This is a genomic window from Magnetospirillum sp. 15-1 (genome assembly GCF_900184795.1).
Classification (GTDB): Bacteria; Pseudomonadota; Alphaproteobacteria; order Rhodospirillales; family Magnetospirillaceae; genus Phaeospirillum.
This window is the reverse complement of sequence record NZ_FXXN01000025.1, coordinates 422,446-439,005: the sequence shown is the minus strand read 5'-3', so window position 1 is coordinate 439,005 and position 16,560 is coordinate 422,446. Positions and strand designations below refer to the sequence as shown.

At 66.3% G+C, this 16,560-nt stretch carries 14 protein-coding genes, 1 tRNA gene and 1 riboswitch; of the genes, 4 read left to right on the top strand and 11 right to left on the bottom strand.

Annotation, left to right across the window (positions count from 1 at the left end; all coding sequences use genetic code 11):
• Window positions 1-159 precede the first annotated feature (159 nt).
• Window positions 160-247 (top strand) — tRNA-Ser (locus CP958_RS15050).
• Here CP958_RS15050 and CP958_RS15045 read toward each other — a convergent pair.
• From CP958_RS15045 to CP958_RS15020, 6 genes are all read right to left on the bottom strand, one after another.
• Window positions 248-1,099: an aldo/keto reductase gene (locus CP958_RS15045; RefSeq protein ID WP_096702870.1), complete on the bottom strand. Its 852-nt coding sequence runs from the start codon at window positions 1,097-1,099 to the stop codon at window positions 248-250.
• Window positions 1,100-1,165: 66 nt separating this feature from the next.
• The gene (locus tag CP958_RS15040; protein WP_096702868.1) at window positions 1,166-1,870 is read right to left on the bottom strand and encodes an ABC transporter ATP-binding protein; all 705 of its coding nucleotides are present in this window, start codon (window positions 1,868-1,870) and stop codon (window positions 1,166-1,168) included.
• On the bottom strand, window positions 1,870-2,601 hold the full coding sequence (locus tag CP958_RS15035) for an ABC transporter ATP-binding protein (protein ID WP_096702866.1): 732 nt from the start codon (window positions 2,599-2,601) through the stop codon (window positions 1,870-1,872). Before CP958_RS15035 ends, CP958_RS15040 begins: the two co-directional genes overlap by 1 nt.
• The gene (locus tag CP958_RS15030; RefSeq protein WP_096702864.1) at window positions 2,598-3,590 is read right to left on the bottom strand and encodes a branched-chain amino acid ABC transporter permease; all 993 of its coding nucleotides are present in this window, start codon (window positions 3,588-3,590) and stop codon (window positions 2,598-2,600) included. The genes CP958_RS15035 and CP958_RS15030 overlap by 4 nt, the downstream gene beginning before the upstream one ends.
• A complete protein-coding gene (locus CP958_RS15025; protein ID WP_096702862.1) occupies window positions 3,587-4,453 on the bottom strand; it encodes a branched-chain amino acid ABC transporter permease in 867 nt (288 codons plus the stop codon). The genes CP958_RS15030 and CP958_RS15025 overlap by 4 nt, the downstream gene beginning before the upstream one ends.
• 55 nt (window positions 4,454-4,508) lie before the next feature.
• On the bottom strand, window positions 4,509-5,753 hold the full coding sequence (locus CP958_RS15020) for an ABC transporter substrate-binding protein (protein ID WP_096702860.1): 1,245 nt from the start codon (window positions 5,751-5,753) through the stop codon (window positions 4,509-4,511).
• A 139-nt stretch (window positions 5,754-5,892) separates the two neighbouring features.
• Between CP958_RS15020 and CP958_RS15015 the strand changes: the two genes are divergently transcribed.
• Together CP958_RS15015 and CP958_RS15010 are read left to right on the top strand one after the other, a co-directional pair.
• Complete coding sequence (locus CP958_RS15015) at window positions 5,893-7,200, top strand: diguanylate cyclase (protein WP_096703085.1); 1,308 nt, start codon at window positions 5,893-5,895, stop codon at window positions 7,198-7,200.
• Between the two features lie 19 nt (window positions 7,201-7,219).
• Window positions 7,220-7,867: a DsbA family oxidoreductase gene (locus tag CP958_RS15010; protein WP_096702858.1), complete on the top strand. Its 648-nt coding sequence runs from the start codon at window positions 7,220-7,222 to the stop codon at window positions 7,865-7,867.
• Between the two features lie 250 nt (window positions 7,868-8,117).
• On the opposite strand, the gene CP958_RS15005 is transcribed toward CP958_RS15010, so the two are convergent.
• From CP958_RS15005 to CP958_RS14990, 4 genes are all read right to left on the bottom strand, one after another.
• Complete coding sequence (locus CP958_RS15005; RefSeq protein ID WP_096702856.1) at window positions 8,118-8,312, bottom strand: hypothetical protein; 195 nt, start codon at window positions 8,310-8,312, stop codon at window positions 8,118-8,120.
• Window positions 8,313-8,468: 156 nt separating this feature from the next.
• On the bottom strand, window positions 8,469-9,671 hold the full coding sequence (locus CP958_RS15000) for an alanine--glyoxylate aminotransferase family protein (protein WP_096702854.1): 1,203 nt from the start codon (window positions 9,669-9,671) through the stop codon (window positions 8,469-8,471).
• A 38-nt stretch (window positions 9,672-9,709) separates the two neighbouring features.
• Entirely contained in the window at window positions 9,710-13,183 is a 3,474-nt protein-coding gene (gene mfd, locus CP958_RS14995; protein ID WP_170958984.1) for a transcription-repair coupling factor, read from the bottom strand.
• Window positions 13,180-13,446 carry a succinate dehydrogenase assembly factor 2 gene (locus CP958_RS14990; protein ID WP_242442913.1) on the bottom strand — a complete coding sequence of 89 codons (267 nt, stop codon included), beginning with the start codon at window positions 13,444-13,446 and terminating at the stop codon, window positions 13,180-13,182. Before CP958_RS14990 ends, mfd begins: the two co-directional genes overlap by 4 nt.
• 71 nt (window positions 13,447-13,517) lie before the next feature.
• Between CP958_RS14990 and recG the strand changes: the two genes are divergently transcribed.
• On the top strand, window positions 13,518-15,599 hold the full coding sequence (gene recG, locus CP958_RS14985; protein WP_096702850.1) for an ATP-dependent DNA helicase RecG: 2,082 nt from the start codon (window positions 13,518-13,520) through the stop codon (window positions 15,597-15,599).
• Between the two features lie 107 nt (window positions 15,600-15,706).
• On the opposite strand, the gene CP958_RS14980 is transcribed toward recG, so the two are convergent.
• On the bottom strand, window positions 15,707-16,288 hold the full coding sequence (locus tag CP958_RS14980; RefSeq protein WP_096702848.1) for a TMEM165/GDT1 family protein: 582 nt from the start codon (window positions 16,286-16,288) through the stop codon (window positions 15,707-15,709).
• A gap of 23 nt (window positions 16,289-16,311) precedes the next feature.
• Window positions 16,312-16,483: riboswitch (yybP-ykoY riboswitch) on the bottom strand.
• Window positions 16,484-16,560 lie beyond the last annotated feature (77 nt).

Sequence of the window (16,560 nt, the reverse complement as noted above, 5' to 3'; positions counted from 1 at the left end):
TTCCCCTTTTGTGAAGTCCGGCGGGGGCTTCGCCCCTCGTTGCCTTCATCAAATCACAGCACGGGCCCCCAAAGAAACGAATATATGTTCGTTTAAAAAGTAGGGCTGCTCCCCCATTGCGCCTCCGGCCCCGGTGCGCTAAATCTGCCTTTAGCCAGCGGATGGGTGGCAGAGTGGTCTATTGCACCGGTCTTGAAAACCGGAGGGGCGCAAGCCTCCGTGGGTTCGAATCCTACCCCATCCGCCATTAGCCCAGCAGGTTTGCCATTGATCGGCACTCCTCATCCGCCAGCGCGAAATCGACGATCTGCAAATCCTCGCGCATATGCTCGGCCGAACTTGTTCCGATCAGTGGGATGATCTCCATCTGACTGAGAAAGCGGAAGAAGATCTGCGCCGCAGTGCGCCGATGCCTGTCCATCAGCGTCTTGACCGTGTCATGGGCCAGGATGTCCGGATTGGCGGTCAGGGTCCAGAAGCTCTGGTAAAGAATGCCGTGCTGGCGGCAATAGGCGCGGATGGCGCGGTCATGGCCGGTGGCGGCGTAGAAGCGGTTCTGGACCACGGCGGGTTTCGCCCTGGATGTCTCGCAGAGATGGCGCAGAACCTCGGGATCATAGCAGTTGCTGATCCCCAGTTGCCGCACACCGCCGCTCTCGAAGAGGGCTTCCATGGCCCGCCACACCTCGGCGAAGTCGGACGGATCGGCCAGGGGGGAGTGGAGCACCAGACAGTCCAGGACATCCGTTCCCAGGTTCGCCCGCGACCGCTCGAAGGACTGCGCCACCTGCCGGGCCAGACTGGCTGTGGGGTCATAGGGAATGCGCTGGGGGTCCTGGCCGGCCAGGGGCGTGAACTTGGTTTGCAGGTAGATGTCCTGGCGGTGCAACCCCTTGGTCAGGGCTGCGGCCAATCCGGCACCCACGCCGGCTTCGTCGTAATGCTTGGGCTGGCAGGCGGTATCGATACCGCGAAAGCCGGTCGCCAGGGCGAGTTCGACCAGACCGGCCGTCCGCTCCTTCTTCCAGGCGGTGCCGTAGAGAATCCGGGGAAGCCTTACGCCGTGGATGGATGTCCAGGTGTCGTCGGCGGCAATCATCCGGTCCCCCCCCTGCCCTTGCGCCTTCCTTGCACAAGGTCGGGCCGCTGCCGCCCGGATTCAAGGCTACAGTCCCAGATAGGCGGCCCTGACGCGATCGTCGCCCAGCAGGTCGGCTCCCCTCCCCTCCATCACCACGTGGCCGTTCTCCAGCACGCAGGCGTGGTCGGCCATGTGCAGCGATACCGCCACGTTCTGCTCGACCAGGACGATGGTCATGCCGTCCTCGTGCAGGCGGCGGATGATGGCGAAGACCTCGTGGACCATGGCGGGCGACAGGCCGAGCGAGGGCTCGTCGAACATGATCATGCGGGGCATGCCCATCAGGCAGCGGCCGATGGCCAGCATCTGCTGCTCGCCACCCGACAGCGTTCCGGCCATTTGCTTGCGGCGTTCCAGCAGGCGGGGGAACATGGCCCACACCCGCTCCAGGCTTTCGGCCGCCTGTTTGCGGGCACGCGGTACCATGGCGCCCAGTTCCAGGTTGTCCTGCACGCTCATGGTCGGGAAGACCTGGCGGCCCTCGGCCACCTGCCCCAGGCCGAGATCGCAGATCTCGAAGCTTTCCCGGCCCGTGATGTCGTGGCCGTCGAAACGGATGGAGCCGGCGCGCGGCGTTTCCATGCCGGCGATGGCGCGGATCAGCGAGGTCTTGCCCGCCCCGTTGGCGCCGACGATGGCGGTGATGGAGCCGTCGGGCACGGTGAAGCTGACGCCCGCGAGGGCCTGGGCGTCGCCGTAGAACAGGTCGAGCTCCCGCACGTCGAGCATCAGAGCTTCTCCTGCCCCAAATAGCAGTCCAGCACCCGGGGGTCGCGCACCACCTCTTCCGGCGTGCCCTCGCAGACCGGCTTGCCGGTGTTGATCACCACCACCCGCTGGGAGAGCGCCATCACGGCGCGCATGACGTGCTCGATCAGCACGATGGTCAGGCCGGTCTCGCGGTTGAGCTTGCGGAAGATGTCCACCATGCGGTCGGTCTCGGCGGGACGCAGACCGGCCATGACCTCGTCCAGCAGCAACAGCTTCGGCGCGGTAGCCAGGGCGCGGGCCACCTCCAGGCACTTGCGGTCGGGCAGCGTCAGGCTGCGGGCCATCTGCCGGCGCTTGTCGGCCAGCCCCAGCAGGTCCAGCACCTCGCGGGCCCGGCGGCGCGCGGCGCCGAGGTCGTGGGTCCAGCGCAGGGCGCCGATCAGCACGTTTTCTTCCACCGAGATGTTGCCGAACGGCTTGACCAGTTGGAAGGTGCGGCCGATTCCCGCCCGGCAGACCTGATCGGGACGCAGGCCGACCAGCGAGGCCCCCGCCAGTTCGATCCGCCCGCCATCCGGTTCAAAGACCCCGGCGATCATGTTGAAAACCGTGGTCTTTCCCGCGCCGTTGGGACCAATCAGCGCGACGACCTCGCCGGCTTGGACGCTGAACGACACGCCGTCCACGGCACGCAGGCCGCGGAAATTCTTCACCAGCCCCTCGACCAGCAGCAGCGGCGCGGCGCTCAAGACTCGTCCTCCCCGTCCGGTCCCCGGTCCAGCCCCAGACGGCCGCGCAGCCACGGCCAGACGCCGTCGGGCAGGAACTTGACGATGGCCAGCAGCGACAGGCCGTAGCACAGCTGCTTGATGCCGGCCGCCTTGAAGCCCATGGCCTCGGTCACGGCGGTGATCAGCTCGCCCAGCGGGGTGAGGATCAGCGCTCCCAGGATCGGTCCGAACAGGGTCCCCAGCCCGCCGACGATAGGCGCCAGGATGATCTCGATGGACCGGTTCATGCCGAAGGCCTGATTGGGGAACAGGTTGTTGTAGTAGAAGGCGAAGAACACCCCGCCCAGCGCGGTCAGCCCCGCCGACAGCATCACGGCGGTGAGCTTGGCGCGAAAGACGTTGATGCCGAGAGCGGCGGCGGCCTCCTGATCTTCCCGCACCGCCAGCCAGGTGTAGCCGAGGCGCGAGCGCACCAGCCGGCGGCACAGCAGGAAGATGCCCGCCGTCATGGCGAGGATCAGGTAATAGAACATCAGCGGATGGCCGCGCAGGTGGATCAGGTCGAAGCTGTCGCGGCTGCCCACCGGCAGGAACAGTCCGGCCGGGCCGCCCAGGCCGGGGATGTGCTCGAACAGGATGCGGGTGAACTCGGCGAAGGCGATGGTCAGCAGGGCGAAGTAGACGCCCTTGACCCCGAAGCGGAAGCCCAGCGCCCCGACGATGCCGCCCACCGCCGCCGCCACCGCCACCGCGGCGAACAGGCCGAGGGCCGCCGGCACGCCCAGATGGACGAACAGCGCGGCCGCCGTATAGGCGCCGAGCCCCACATAGAGGGTATGGCCGAGCGACAGTTGGCCGGCGAAGCCCATCATGATGTTCCACGCCTGCCCCACATAGGCGAAGTACATCACCACCACCAGGACCGAGAGCAGGTAGGGCCCGGCCACCAGGGGCGCCAGGGCGAAGGCGGCGGCAAGCCCGCCGAGCAGGATGGCCTGGCGGCTCATTTGCGCGCCCCCATCAGCCCCTGGGGCCGCAGCACCAGGATCAGGATCAGGATGGCGAAGCTGAACATGCCCTTCATGGAGGGCATCAGGAAATAGCCGGCCAGCACCTCGGATACGCCGATCAGCATGCCGCCCAGCAGGGCGCCGCCCATGCTGCCCAGCCCGCCGACGATGACGATGATGAAGGCCAGCATGGTCAGTTCCGGCCCGGTCGAGGGCATGACGTCGATCAGCAGCGAGAGCAGCGCCCCGGCGGCGCCGACGCAGGCCGCGCCGATGCCGAAGGTAACGGCATAGAGTTGCTTGACGTTGAGCCCGATCACCTTGGCGCCCACCAGATTGTCGGCGCAGGCGCGGATGGCCTTGCCGGTCATGGTGCGGCGGAAGAACAGCATCAGCAGGCCGGAGATGCCGAGCGCGGCGGCGGCGGCCAGCAGGCGGACCTTGTCCACCAGCAGCGGCCCCACCTCATAGGTGTCGAAGCCGTAGGACACCTGGACGCCATGGGCGTCGGGACCGAAGGTCAGCAGCGAGCCGTTGACCATGATGATGGCGATGGCCACCAGCAGGATGAATTGGATGTGCTCGGGCTTGGACACGAAGGCGTCGATCAGGCCGCGCTGCATGATGTAGCCGAGGACGAACAGCATCAGGGCGATCAGCGGCATGCCGACCAGCGGGTCAAGCTCCAGCCAGGTAAACAGCGCCCAGGCGGCATACATGGCCAGCGCCGTCATCTCGCCGTGGGCGAAATTCACCACGCGGACGACGCCGAAGATGACCGACAGGCCGAGTGCCATCAGGCTGTAGACCAGCCCCGTCAGCAAGCCGGTGAGGATCTGGTTGGCGAGGTCAATGCTCATGCGAAAGAAACATCCGACGGCCGTCCTTAGGCGACGGCCGTCGGCTTGTACAACATCAGCCGCGCTGTTGCCAGCCCGGAGCGGGGAATACCGGCTTTGCCTCGGCCACATCGCTGGGCAGCACCACCAGCGGCTTGCCGCCGAAGTTCTGGATGGTGGCCGAGCGGGTATTGGTGTTCTGGCCCTTGGCGTCGAACACGATGGGGCCGCCGATCATCACGTGCTCGGCGATATTGGTGGCGGGCAGCGCCGCCAGGATCGCCTTGGGATCGGTGCTGCCGGCCCGCTTGGCGGCGTCGGCGGCGATCAGGATCGCCTCGAAGGTGTAGCCGATGTTCATCTCGAACAGCGCGTCGGGATAGGCCTTGGAGAAAGCCTTGAGCAGCGCCTGCGACATGGCGGTCTTGGGATTGATCCACGGCAGGTTGGTCATGCAGTAATCCGAATACTTGCCGAGCGTCTTGTAGAACTGGACCTCGTACATGCCGGGGCTGCCGGGCGACACCACCGCCTTGGGCTCGAAGCGCTGCTTGACCATCTCGCGGATGACGCGGATGCAGTCGTCGCCATGGGGCACCAGCAGCACCAGATCGGCGCCGGTGGCCTTGGCCTTGCCCACTTCCACCGCCAGATCGCGGGCGTTGCCGTCATAGGCGATGGTCTCCACCAGCGGGAACGGCATGTCGAGGGTGGGGAACAGCTTGTTGACCGCGCCGGCCATGGCGGTGCCGAAGGTGTCGTTGTTGTGCAGGAACACCGCCTTGGTGGGCGTGGTGCCGGTGATCTTGAACACATCCTTCATCAGGGCCAGGCCCTCGCTCACCAGCTTGGGCGCCGTGGGAAAGTTGCGGAAGACCGTCTTGAATCCCTGCTCGGTGATGTTGGGAGCGGCGGCGATGTTGATCACCAGCGGCACGCCGCGCTGCTCGCAGACCTGGGCCACCGCCAGGGTATGGGCGGAATCGAAGGCGCCGATCAGCACCTGGGCGCCGTCGGCGATCAGCTTCTCGGCCCGCGTCCGGGCGGTATCGATGTTGGTCTCGGTATCGGCGATCATCAGCTGCACCGGCATGCCCATGTCGGCCAGCAGGCCCGGCGTGACGTCGGCGCCGCGCTTGCAGCTTTGGCCTTCGCGGGCGAGACCGCCGGACAGCGGCAGCAGCAGGCCGATCTTCAGCGGTTGCGCGGCCTGGGCCCGTCCACCGAGCCCCCGATCACCCAGACCCAGGACGGCGGCACCGGCCGCGCCGGCGGCGAGAAAATCGCGGCGGTTGACCATCGGCGAGGAATGCCCGGACATGACTTGCTCCTTGCAGGAAATTGAGGGGCGCAAGACTAGCCTTTCGGCGCCAATGCGGCAATGAGGTCATACCCCCTTATGGCGGACGGCGATCCGTATTATGCTGGGCGGCAATTCCGTAATCGAAGGTTCATCTTCCATGATCCGTCTGGCCAACGTCATTGTAGCCCATGCCGACGCGGGCGCCGCCGAAGCGATTCTGGCGCGTCTGTCGCACAACGGCTATCACGCCATGCACGCCACCAGCCGCGAGCAGGTCCTGCAACTGGCCAAGGACGAACATCCCGACCTGATCCTGGTGGGGGACGTGGGCGAGGATGCCATCGGCCTGGGCGGCGTTTTGAAGCAAGAACCCCTGCTGGCCGACATTCCCATGGTCCTGCTGGTGGAGAAGGTCACGGCCGACGCGGCGGAAAAGGCCTGTACCGCCGGCATGGACGATACCATTTCCATCCATGACGACGACGTGGAGCTGCTGTCGCGGCTGCGCCCGCTGGTCCGCCTCGCCACCATGCATGCCGAATTGCGCCATCGCGCCTGCGCCGCCCGGCAATTCGGCGTCGCCGCCAGCGAGCGGGCTTCGGTGCAGGACGGTATCCGCCCCTGCATCCTGGTGGTTGGCCACGACCATGACGGGGTCGGCGCCATTCTCGGCGCCTCGGCCGAGGTGATCAGCAGCGCCAACCTCTACGATGCCGAAAGCCTGCTGGAGCACCGCAATTTCGACGCCGCCGTGGTCACCGCCGATGGAGATATCGAGGGTTATCTCGCTTTCGCCTCCCAGGTCCGCAACAATCCGCGCCTGTTCAACCTGCCCATGGTGGTGGTGGTGGACAAGGGCGTGCCGGCGGTGGACGTCTACCGCCGGGGCGCCAGCCGCGTGCTGCCGCGCCCCCTCGATTCCGGCATCCTGCGGGCCTCGGTGCTGAGCATGGTCCGCCGCCAGCAATTGCGCTGGTCCATCCGGGGCGCCCTGTTCGAGAGCCTGAAGGAACAGACCCGCGATGCCCTGACCGGGCTCTACAGCCGCGCCTACCTCGACGCCTATCTGGCTGAGCGCCTGGAAATCGCCAAGACCCATGACCGCCACTTGGCCGTGGTGTTCTTCTACATCCCCAATATCGAAGGGGTGCGCAGCCATTTCGGCGACGATGCCGCCGAACATCTGGCCCAGCAATTGGGCCAGTGGATCAGCGGCCTGCTGCGGGCCGAGGATCTGACCGCGCTCTACGCCAAGAATCAGTTCTGCGTGGTGCTGCCCGATACCCCCACCGTCGAGGCCGAGGTGGTGATGCACCGCATCGCCGGCGTGCTGGCCTATACGGATTTCGCGGTGCGGGAAGTCTATCAGCCCATCAAGGTCTGGGTTCAGGTGGCTTGCACCGATGCCAAGACAACCGATACGCTGGAATCGCTGCTGGCCCGGGTGCAGGCCAAGCTGGACTGATTTCCGGAAAGGAACGCCGGTGAGGATCGAGTACGTCTTCGACACCGTCTGCCCCTGGTGCTACGTGGGCAAGCGCCGCCTGGAGCGTGCCCTCGCCCAGCGTCCGGAGACCCGTGCCCGCATCGTCTGGCGCCCGTTCCTGCTCAATCCCGATCTGCCGCCCGAAGGGATCGACCGCCGGGTCTATCTCGACCGTAAGTTCGGCGGCAACGCCCGCGTCCAGCGGGTCCACGCCGCCGTGGCCGCCGCCGGCAAGAGCGAAGGCATCGAATTCGATTTCGAGTCCATCACCCGGATGCCCAATTCGCTCAATTCCCACCGGCTGATCCGCTATGCCAACGCCACCGGCCGCGAGGCCGAGGTGGTCGAGGCCCTGTACAAAGCCTATTTCTCCCAGGGGCTGGATATCGGCGACGTGGCGGTGCTGACCGATCTCGGCGCCTCGTTCGGGATCGAGCGGGAGGCGCTGGCCGCCTATCTGGCCTCCGACGACGACGCGGCCGGCGTACTCAACGACAACGCCCGCGCTCACCGCCTGGGGGTCAACGGCGTACCTTGCCTGATCCTCGACGGCTCTTACGCCCTGGCCGGCGCCCAGGAGCCCGACATCCTGCTGCGCCTGATCGACATCGTGCGCGAAAGCCAGCCGGAAGCGGCGTTCTCCTGAATCGTACCGGTTCGGGGGCACGGAAAAGTCGGTCCGACCACCAAGACACCAAGGACACCAAGAGGGCGGAGCCGAGGACGGGCCTCTCTCTCGCCGTCATGGCCGGGCTTGCCCCGGCCATCCATGCGGTTCCGCACGAATTTCCCTGAAACAATGCGTCGGGCTGACGGGCGTGGATGCCCGGAACAAGTCCGGGCATGACGAAATACGGAAATATCCTCTTGGTGTCCTTGGTGCCTTGGTGGTGAATTCACCGGGAGCCAAACTCTCTGCCGGCGCCGATGAGCGCTCCGACACCTATCTTCCAGGTGTCGGAGAACATCTGGATCAGAGAAGCGGCATGGGGCGACAGGCCAAGATCAGGGATCAGGGCAAGGGTTACCGACGCAGCCCCCGAGGCCAGCGTGATCAACCCTACCAGAACCATGAATCCCAAGTTCGGCATGGACGGAGTCCTCAACAAAAAATCCCTTCAGCGGCGAACCGTTGAAGGGATTTCTTGAAACCCAATGGGGTTATAGGGGCACAGTCCTTAGCGACTCGCAACGGGAAGCAAACGTGAACAGGAAAAATAATTTGCTTCGCGTTCCTGTTGACGCCCCTACCCCCTCACCTCCGACGCCAGACTGCGTTCCAGTTCGGCCATGCCGCCGGGCATGTCCACCTTGCCGCCGGCCGCCCGCATGGCGGAGCCCAGCGCGTGCAGGGTGCGGAACAGGTTGGGCGCGCGGCTTTGCTCGCCCATCTGGCCGATACGGACGATGGGCAGGCCGAAGGCGCCGGAGATTTCCACCTTGTGCACCTGACTCATGATGTGGCGGACCTGATCGGCCGAGATGTAATCGGGCAGTTCGATACCGACCACCGAGTTGAGGCGGGAATCCTCCTCGATCAGCAGTTTGAGGCCCATGGCCAGCACGCCCCGCTGCAGCGCAATCGAGCACTGGGCGTGGCGTCGGAAGCGGCCCGGCAGGGTCTCGTCGCCGATCAGGCGCAGCGCCTCGTGCAGCGCCAGGATGCCCGATACCGGAGCGGTGTAGTGGTAGGAGTGGTTGTGCCAGAACTGGTGGGCCAGCCGGGCGTCCAGGCACCAATGGGCCATGGGGGAATTACGCTTCTCGATGCGGGTGAAGGCCTCTTCCGAGAAGGCGATCAGCGATACGCCGGGGATGGAGGACAGGCCCTTCTGGCCGCCGGTGATGACGGCATCCACCATCCACTCGTCCATTTCCATGGGCATGGTGGACAGCGTGCACACCGCATCGACGATGTTGAGACAGCCGTATTTCTTGCCCAGGCCGCAGATTTCCACCAGATCGCGGTTCCACACCGTGTTGGAGGTCTCGCCCTGCACCACGGTCAGAATCTGGAAGTCGCCGGTCTTCAGCAGCTTTTCCACGTCCTCGGCGGCAACGGCGCGCTTATCCGGAGCGTTGAGAATGGTGACATCGCCGCCGACGCGGGTGGCCATCTCGGCCAGACGCTTGGAGAACAGGCCGTTGCAGATGGACAGGACACGGGTCCCCGGCTCCACCAGATTGGCGATGGCCATCTCCATGGCGGCCGAGGCCGGGCCGGCCACGCCCATGACGTGGGGCGAAGCGGTCTGGAAGACGTAGCGCCCCATGGTCTTCACCTGCTCGATCACCGCGTTCATGGTGTCGCCCAGGTGATTGATGATCAGCGAGTTGGCCATGGCCACCTTGGGCGGAATCGGCACGGGGCCGGCGCCCATCATCAGCAGGGGTTCGTCAGGCAGGATGTTGTCGAGAGGAATGACGGTGGGGGGCGTGGGGTATTTCATGTCGGTTCCTAAAGGCGGGATTCGCCTATACTCCATTTTCAGGCGGAAGCCAATTCCGCCAATTTACCGATAACGTTGCGCAATCCGGTTATGCGTTGTTTCGGGTCCTCCCAGGCGCGCAGGAAGACGATCTTGTGATCGGGTCGGATCTTGCACGAACCGGCCGACCGCGCGATGAACTGCACCAGGGCGCCGGGATTGGCGAAGACGTTGCCGCGCAGGGAGACCACGGCGCCCTTGGGCCCCGAATCCACCTTGTCGATACCGGCCAGCTTGCACAGGGCCTTGATGGCGACCACTTCCAGCAGGTTCTCCACCTCGGGCGGCAGCTTGCCGAAGCGGTCGATCAACTCGGCGGCCAGGGCCTCGATCTCCGCCTGATCGGCTAGTCCGCCGATGCGGCGATACAGCGACAGGCGCACCGACAGATCGGCCACATAGGTCTCGGGGATCAGCACCGGCGTGCCGACGGCGATCTGCGGCGACCATTCCTCGGCGGCCTCGCCCCCCTGCCCGCCCTTGGCGGCGGCCACCGCCTCCTCCAGAAGCTGCTGATAGAGTTCGATGCCCACCTCGCGGATGTGGCCCGACTGCTCCTCGCCCAGCAGATTGCCGGCGCCGCGAATGTCCAGGTCATGGCTGGCCAGTTGGAAGCCGGCGCCCAGGGTATCGAGCGCCTGCATCACCTGCAGCCGCTTTTCCGCCGCCTTGGACAGCACCTTGTCGTTGGGCAGCGTGAAATAGGCGTAGCCGCGCGTCTTGCTTCGCCCCACCCGGCCGCGCAGTTGATAGAGCTGGCCCAGGCCGAACATGTCGGCGCGGTGGATGATCAGGGTGTTGACCGACGGCATGTCGATGCCGGATTCGATGATGTTGGTGGACAGCAGCACGTCGTACTGCTTGTCGCCGAACGCCACCATCACCTCTTCCAGGTCGGCGGGGGCAAGGCGGCCATGGGCCACGGCGGTCTTGACCTCGGGCACCAGCTTGGCGAGGCGCTCGGCCACCCGGTCGATATCGGCGAGGCGCGGGCAGACATAGAACACCTGTCCGCCCCGGTAGCGCTCGCGCAGGATGGATTCGCGCAGCACCACCGGGTCGTAGGGCAGCACGAAGGTACGCACCGCCAGACGGTCCACCGGCGGCGTGGCGATGACGCTCATCTCCTTCACGCCCGACAGCGCCATCTGCAGGGTGCGGGGAATGGGCGTGGCGGTCAGCGTCAGCACATGGACGTCGGATTTCAGTTGCTTCAGGCGTTCCTTGTGGGCGACGCCGAAATGCTGCTCCTCGTCGATGATCAGCAGGCCCAGGCGCTTGAAGGAAATGCCCTTGGCCAGCAGCGCGTGGGTGCCGACCACGATGTCGACCGAGCCGTCGGCCACCCCGGCCTTGACCTCGGAGGCATGCTTGGCGGTGACGAGGCGCGAAAGCTGCTCCACCCGCACCGGCAGGCCGGCGAAGCGTTCCTTGAAGGTGCGGTAATGCTGGCGGGCCAGCAGCGTGGTCGGCACCACCACGGCGACCTGAAGCCCCTGGAGGGCCGCCACGAAGGCGACGCGCATGGCGACCTCGGTCTTGCCGAAACCGACATCGCCGCAGATCAGGCGGTCCATGGGCTTGCCCGAGGCCAGATCGGCGATGGAATCCTCGATGGCCCGAAGCTGGTCGTCGGTCTCGGCGAAGGGGAAGCGGGCGCAGAACTCGTCGTAGAGGCCTTCCGCCGGCACCAGCGCCTCGCCCTGGCGCATCTTGCGCTGGGCGGCGATACCGATCAACTGGTCGGCGATGTCCCTGATACGCTTCTTCAGCTTGGCCTTGCGGGCCTGCCACGCCGTGCCGCCCAGCTTGTCGAGCGACACGCCCGCCTGCTCCGAGCCGAAGCGGGTGAGCACATCGATGTTCTCCACCGGCACGAACAGCTTGTCGCCGCCGTCATAGATCACCCGCAGGCAATCGTGGGGCGCCCCCGACACTTCCAGGGCGACCAGCCCGTCATAGCGGCCGATGCCGTGCTCGACATGCACCACCAGGTCGCCTTCGGCCAGGGCCGAGGCCTCGGCGATGAACTGGGCGCCCTTCTTCTTCTTGCGGGCCGGCCGCGCCAGCCGGTCGCCCAGAATGTCCTGCTCGGTAACCACGGCCAGCTTGGGCGTGGTGAAGCCGTGGTCGAGGCCGAGAACGGCGACCGCCACCCGCCCCTTATCCAGGGCCTGGACGTCGCCCCAGCCCTCCACCGTCTCGATGCCCTTGATGCCGTGGTCCTTGAGAACTCCGGCCAGGCGGTCGCGCGACCCTTGCGTCCAGGCGGCGATCACCATGCGGCGTCCAGCCTTGGCCTGTTCCTCCGCATGCTCGCGTACGCAGTCATAGACGTTGATTCCGGGACGGGCCCGCATATCGGCGAAATCGCGCCCCAGGCGCCCGCCGGCATCCAGCGAACCGTCCTCGGCCGGATCGAAGGGCGACAGGTGCAGCACCGGACGCATGCCCAGCAGCCGGTCCCATTCCTGGCGCTCGAGATAGAGCCGCTCGGGCGGAATGGGGTGGTAGACCATGCCGGATTCGGTCAGGCCGGACCCGGCCAGACCGGCGCGGGCGTCGAAATATTCCAGTACCAGGGCATGGCGGGCGCTCAACGCCTCGTCCGACTGGTGGTCGAGCACCACCGCGGCCTCGGGCACATAGGCGAACAGCGTGTCGAGGCCGTCGTGGAACAGCGGCAGCCAGTGCTCCATGCCGTTGAACTTGATGCCCTCGGAAATGGCCTCGTACAGCGGGTCAGGCCCCTGCACCACCCCGAACATCTCGCGGTAGGCGGCGCGGAAGCGGGCGATGGAGGCCTCGTCCAGCCCGACCTCGCTGACCGGGCGGCAGACGAAGCCCGCCACGGTTCCGGTGGTGCGCTGGCTCATGGGATCGAAGGAGCGCACGCTGTCGATCTCGTCGCCGAAGAAGTCGAGGCGCAGCGGCTCGGCCGAGCCCGGCGGGAACAGATCGACGATGCCGCCCCTGACCGCGTATTCACCCGGCTCCATCACCGTATCGGCGCGCACGTAGCCGTTCTTGGACAAAAAGCCGATCAGCCTGTCCATGGAGAGCGCCGAGCCCTTGCGGGCGTCCAGCGTCGCCGAAGCCAGCGCCTCGCGCGGCGGCACCCTTTGCGCCAAGGCGGGCACGGTGGTCAACACCACGAAGGCGCCCTTCACCCCATCGGCCAGCCGGGCCAGCGTATCGATACGCCGCGCCACCATGTCCACATGGGGCGAGACGCGGTCATAGGGCACGCAATCCCAACCGGGGAATTCCAGTACGTGGAGCTCGGGGGCGAAGAAGGCCAGCGCCTCGGCCATGCGGGCCATGCGGCCCTCGTCGCGGGCCACGTGCAGGATGCCACCCGCCGCACCGGCACCGGCCGCCAACTCGGCCAGCAGCAGGGCGTCGCGCCCTTCCGGCGCACCGGCGACCTTGCGACGCCCAGGCTCGGCGATAAGATTATCCAGGTTTTTCAAATCGGTGCGGCTTCGCTCTGAACGAATTTCTTGAGCATGGCCATGACGTCGTGGTCGAGTTCGGCCGGGATGTCCGCCTTGCCGGTCACCCAGTTGAACAGGTCGGAATCGTTCTCGGCGATCAGCGATTCGAAACGCTCGGCCTGCTGGGAGGTCAGTGTTTCCAGATACTTGGCGGCGAAACCGCCGAACAGGATATCGTTCTCGTTGGAGCCCATGTGGTGGGCACGGAACATCAGGCGCTTCAGTCGATCTTGATCCATTGCATCCGGCATTGCGTCGGTTTCGGAGCCGACTAGGATATAGCCCCTCGTCGTCCGAATGTCAGCCCGCCATGCGCCCCCAGGTTCTGTTTCCTCTGTTCGTCCCGGTGACCAGCCTGCCCGGCATCGGTCCGCGCCTCGCGCCGCTCTACCAGCGACTGGTGGGGGAAAAGGTGCTGGATATGCTGTGGCACCTGCCCACCGGGGTGATCGACCGCCGCTTCGCCCCCAAGATCGCCGAGGCACCCCACGGCAAGGTGGCCACCCTGACGCTCCGGGTCGACGCCCATTTCCCCTCCTCGTCGCCGAAACGCCCCTACCGGGTGCGCATGGCCGACGAGACCGGCTTTTTGCATCTGGTGTTCTTCCACGGGCGCGAGGACTGGCTCAGGAAGCAGTTGCCCGAGGGTGAAATCCGCGTGGTCAGCGGCGTGGTCGAGCATTTCAACAACGAGATCCAGATCAGCCATCCCGACCATATGGTGCCGCTGGACCAGATCGCCGAGGTGATGGCCGTCGAGCCTATCTACGGCCTGACCGCCGGTCTGACCGGCCGGGCGGTGGCCAAGACCGTGGCCGCCGCCGTGGCCAAGGCCCCGGAACTGCCGGAATGGCAGGATGCGGCGTGGCTGGCCCGCCAGGGCTGGCCCACCTGGCACGAAGCCCTGACGGCCGTCCACCACCCCGCCGACGAGCACGCCGCCACCGGCGACACCGCGTCTCGCCGCCGCCTCGCCTTCGACGAATTGCTGGCCAATCAGTTGGCCCTTGCCATGGTTCGCGCCCAGATGAGGAGGCTCAAGGGCCGGGCCCTGGTCGGTGACGGTTCGCTCAGGGCCAAGGTGACGGCCGCCCTGCCCTACACCCTGACCGGGGCGCAGAGCCGCTCGCTCGCCGAGATCGACGCCGACATGGCCCAGCCCATGCGCATGCTCCGCCTGCTGCAGGGCGACGTGGGCAGCGGCAAGACGGTGGTGGCGCTGCTCGCCATGCTGACCGCCGTCGAGGCCGGCTGTCAGGCCGCCATGATGGCGCCCACCGAGATTCTCGCCCGCCAGCATTACGCCGGCATCGCGCCGCTGGCCGAGGCGGCCGGTCTCAGGGTTGCCCTGCTGACCGGACGCGACAAGGGAAAGGCGCGGGACGCGGTGCTGGCCGGGCTGGCCTCGGGCGAGATCCATATCCTGCTGGGGACCCATGCGCTGTTCCAGGAGGACGTGGCCTTCAAGGATCTGGCCCTGGCGGTGATCGACGAGCAGCACCGCTTCGGCGTGCATCAGCGCCTGGAACTGGCGGCCAAGGGCCTCGCGGTGGATATGCTGGTGATGACCGCCACCCCCATCCCGCGCACCCTGCTGCTCACCGCCTATGGCGACATGGACGCGTCGCGCCTGGACGAGAAGCCGCCGGGCAGGAAGCCCATCGACACCCGCGTGGTGCCCCTGGCCCGCATGGAAGAGATGGTGGCCGGAATCGGCCGGGCCATCGCCGGCGGGGCGCGGGCCTATTGGGTCTGCCCGCTGGTCGAGGAATCGGAAACCTCGGACCTTGCCGCCGCCGAGGAGCGTCACCGCCACCTCTCCCAGGTGTTCGGCGAAAGGGTCGGGCTGGTGCACGGCCGCATGAAGGGCGCCGCCAAGGACAAGGTGATGGCCGAGTTCGCCGCCGGCCAACTGGACATCCTGGTCGCCACCACGGTGATCGAGGTGGGCGTCGACGTGCCCGAGGCCAACATCATGGTGATCGAGCATGCCGAGCGTTTCGGTCTTGCCCAGTTGCACCAGTTGCGCGGCCGGGTGGGACGCGGCACCCTGGAATCCCGCTGTTTCCTGCTCTACGGCCATCCGCTGGGCGAGATCGCCAAGGCGCGGCTGGAAATCATGCGTGCCACCGAGGACGGTTTCCGTATCGCCGAGGAAGACCTGCGCCTGCGGGGCGGCGGCGAGATGCTGGGCACCCGCCAGAGCGGCCTGCCGGAATTCCGCCTCGCCGATCTCGCCATCCATGGGGAATTGCTGGCCGCCGCCCGCGACGACGCCCGCCTGATCCTGGAGCGCGACCCCGAACTGTCATCCCCCAGAGGCGAGGCGCTCCGCGTCCTGCTCTACCTGTTCGAGCGGGACGCGGCGGTGCGGACGTTGCGGTCTGGATGAACCACGAAGGCGCAGAGGCACGAAGGAACACGAAGAAGATATCCTTCACCTTTCCTTCGTGCCTTCGCGCCTTCGTGGTTCAAATTATTGTTTCCGCATGAAAATCCCTACCCCATCACCGTCTTGCCCACATCGGTCAGCGCCAGCACGCCCAGGATGGCGAACAAGGCGGCGGCGACCATGCGCACCAGCTTGAGCGGCAGCTTCTCGGCCATGGCGTTGCCCACGAATACGGCGGGCACGTCGGCGATCAGCATGCCCATGGTGGTGCCCATGGTGACGAACAGCAGGTCGCCGAAGCGCGCACCCAGGGCGATGGTGGCGATTTGCGTCTTGTCGCCGATTTCCACCAGGAAGAACGAGACGGCGGTGGCGACGAAGGGGCCGGCCTTCTCCCACATTTTCGGCTGATCGTTCTCGTCCATCTTGTCGGGAACCAGGGTCCAGGCGGCCATGGCGATAAAGGAAAGCCCAACGATCCAGCGCATCGTTTCGGGGCCGATCCAGCGGGCCACCTCGACGCCCAGCCACGCCGCCAGACCGTGATTGGCCAAAGTCGCTACCAGGATGCCGGCGACCACGGCCATGGGCTTCCTGAACTTGGCGGCCAGCAAAAGGGCGAGAAGCTGGGTCTTGTCGCCGATCTCGGCGGCCGTGACCACGGCGAGGGATACGAGCAGGGAGTCCATGAAGCACCGAATGGGGGATTGGGCGATGCACGACCGATGGCCCGGAGTCCCGCCCAATCCCTGGGTGATCAGGATTCCGAAGCCAAAGGTCTCGCCAAGCCTCGCGGGCCGGACGCGCCATGGGCCAAAAGGCCCAAGTCTGTTGACGCGCCCCCTTCTGATAGTCGAAGGCGGCTACTCCCCAATGACGGGGCGGACCATACCCATGCCAGCCATGCCGGGCAAGCCCTTTATCCGCCGCCCGAATCTCTCTAACATCCCCGCCCTGTTTC

Coding starts and splice junctions, on each gene's coding strand:
- CP958_RS15045 (WP_096702870.1), bottom strand. CDS start 1,099: ATGATTGCCGCCGACGACACCTGGACATCCATCCACGGCGTAAGGCTT.
- CP958_RS15040 (WP_096702868.1), bottom strand. CDS start 1,870: ATGCTCGACGTGCGGGAGCTCGACCTGTTCTACGGCGACGCCCAGGCC.
- CP958_RS15030 (WP_096702864.1), bottom strand. CDS start 3,590: ATGAGCCGCCAGGCCATCCTGCTCGGCGGGCTTGCCGCCGCCTTCGCC.
- CP958_RS15025 (WP_096702862.1), bottom strand. CDS start 4,453: ATGAGCATTGACCTCGCCAACCAGATCCTCACCGGCTTGCTGACGGGG.
- CP958_RS15020 (WP_096702860.1), bottom strand. CDS start 5,753: ATGTCCGGGCATTCCTCGCCGATGGTCAACCGCCGCGATTTTCTCGCC.
- CP958_RS15015 (WP_096703085.1), top strand. CDS start 5,893: ATGATCCGTCTGGCCAACGTCATTGTAGCCCATGCCGACGCGGGCGCC.
- CP958_RS15005 (WP_096702856.1), bottom strand. CDS start 8,312: ATGCCGAACTTGGGATTCATGGTTCTGGTAGGGTTGATCACGCTGGCC.
- CP958_RS15000 (WP_096702854.1), bottom strand. CDS start 9,671: ATGAAATACCCCACGCCCCCCACCGTCATTCCTCTCGACAACATCCTG.
- CP958_RS14990 (WP_242442913.1), bottom strand. CDS start 13,446: ATGGATCAAGATCGACTGAAGCGCCTGATGTTCCGTGCCCACCACATG.
- recG (WP_096702850.1), top strand. CDS start 13,518: ATGCGCCCCCAGGTTCTGTTTCCTCTGTTCGTCCCGGTGACCAGCCTG.
- CP958_RS14980 (WP_096702848.1), bottom strand. CDS start 16,288: ATGGACTCCCTGCTCGTATCCCTCGCCGTGGTCACGGCCGCCGAGATC.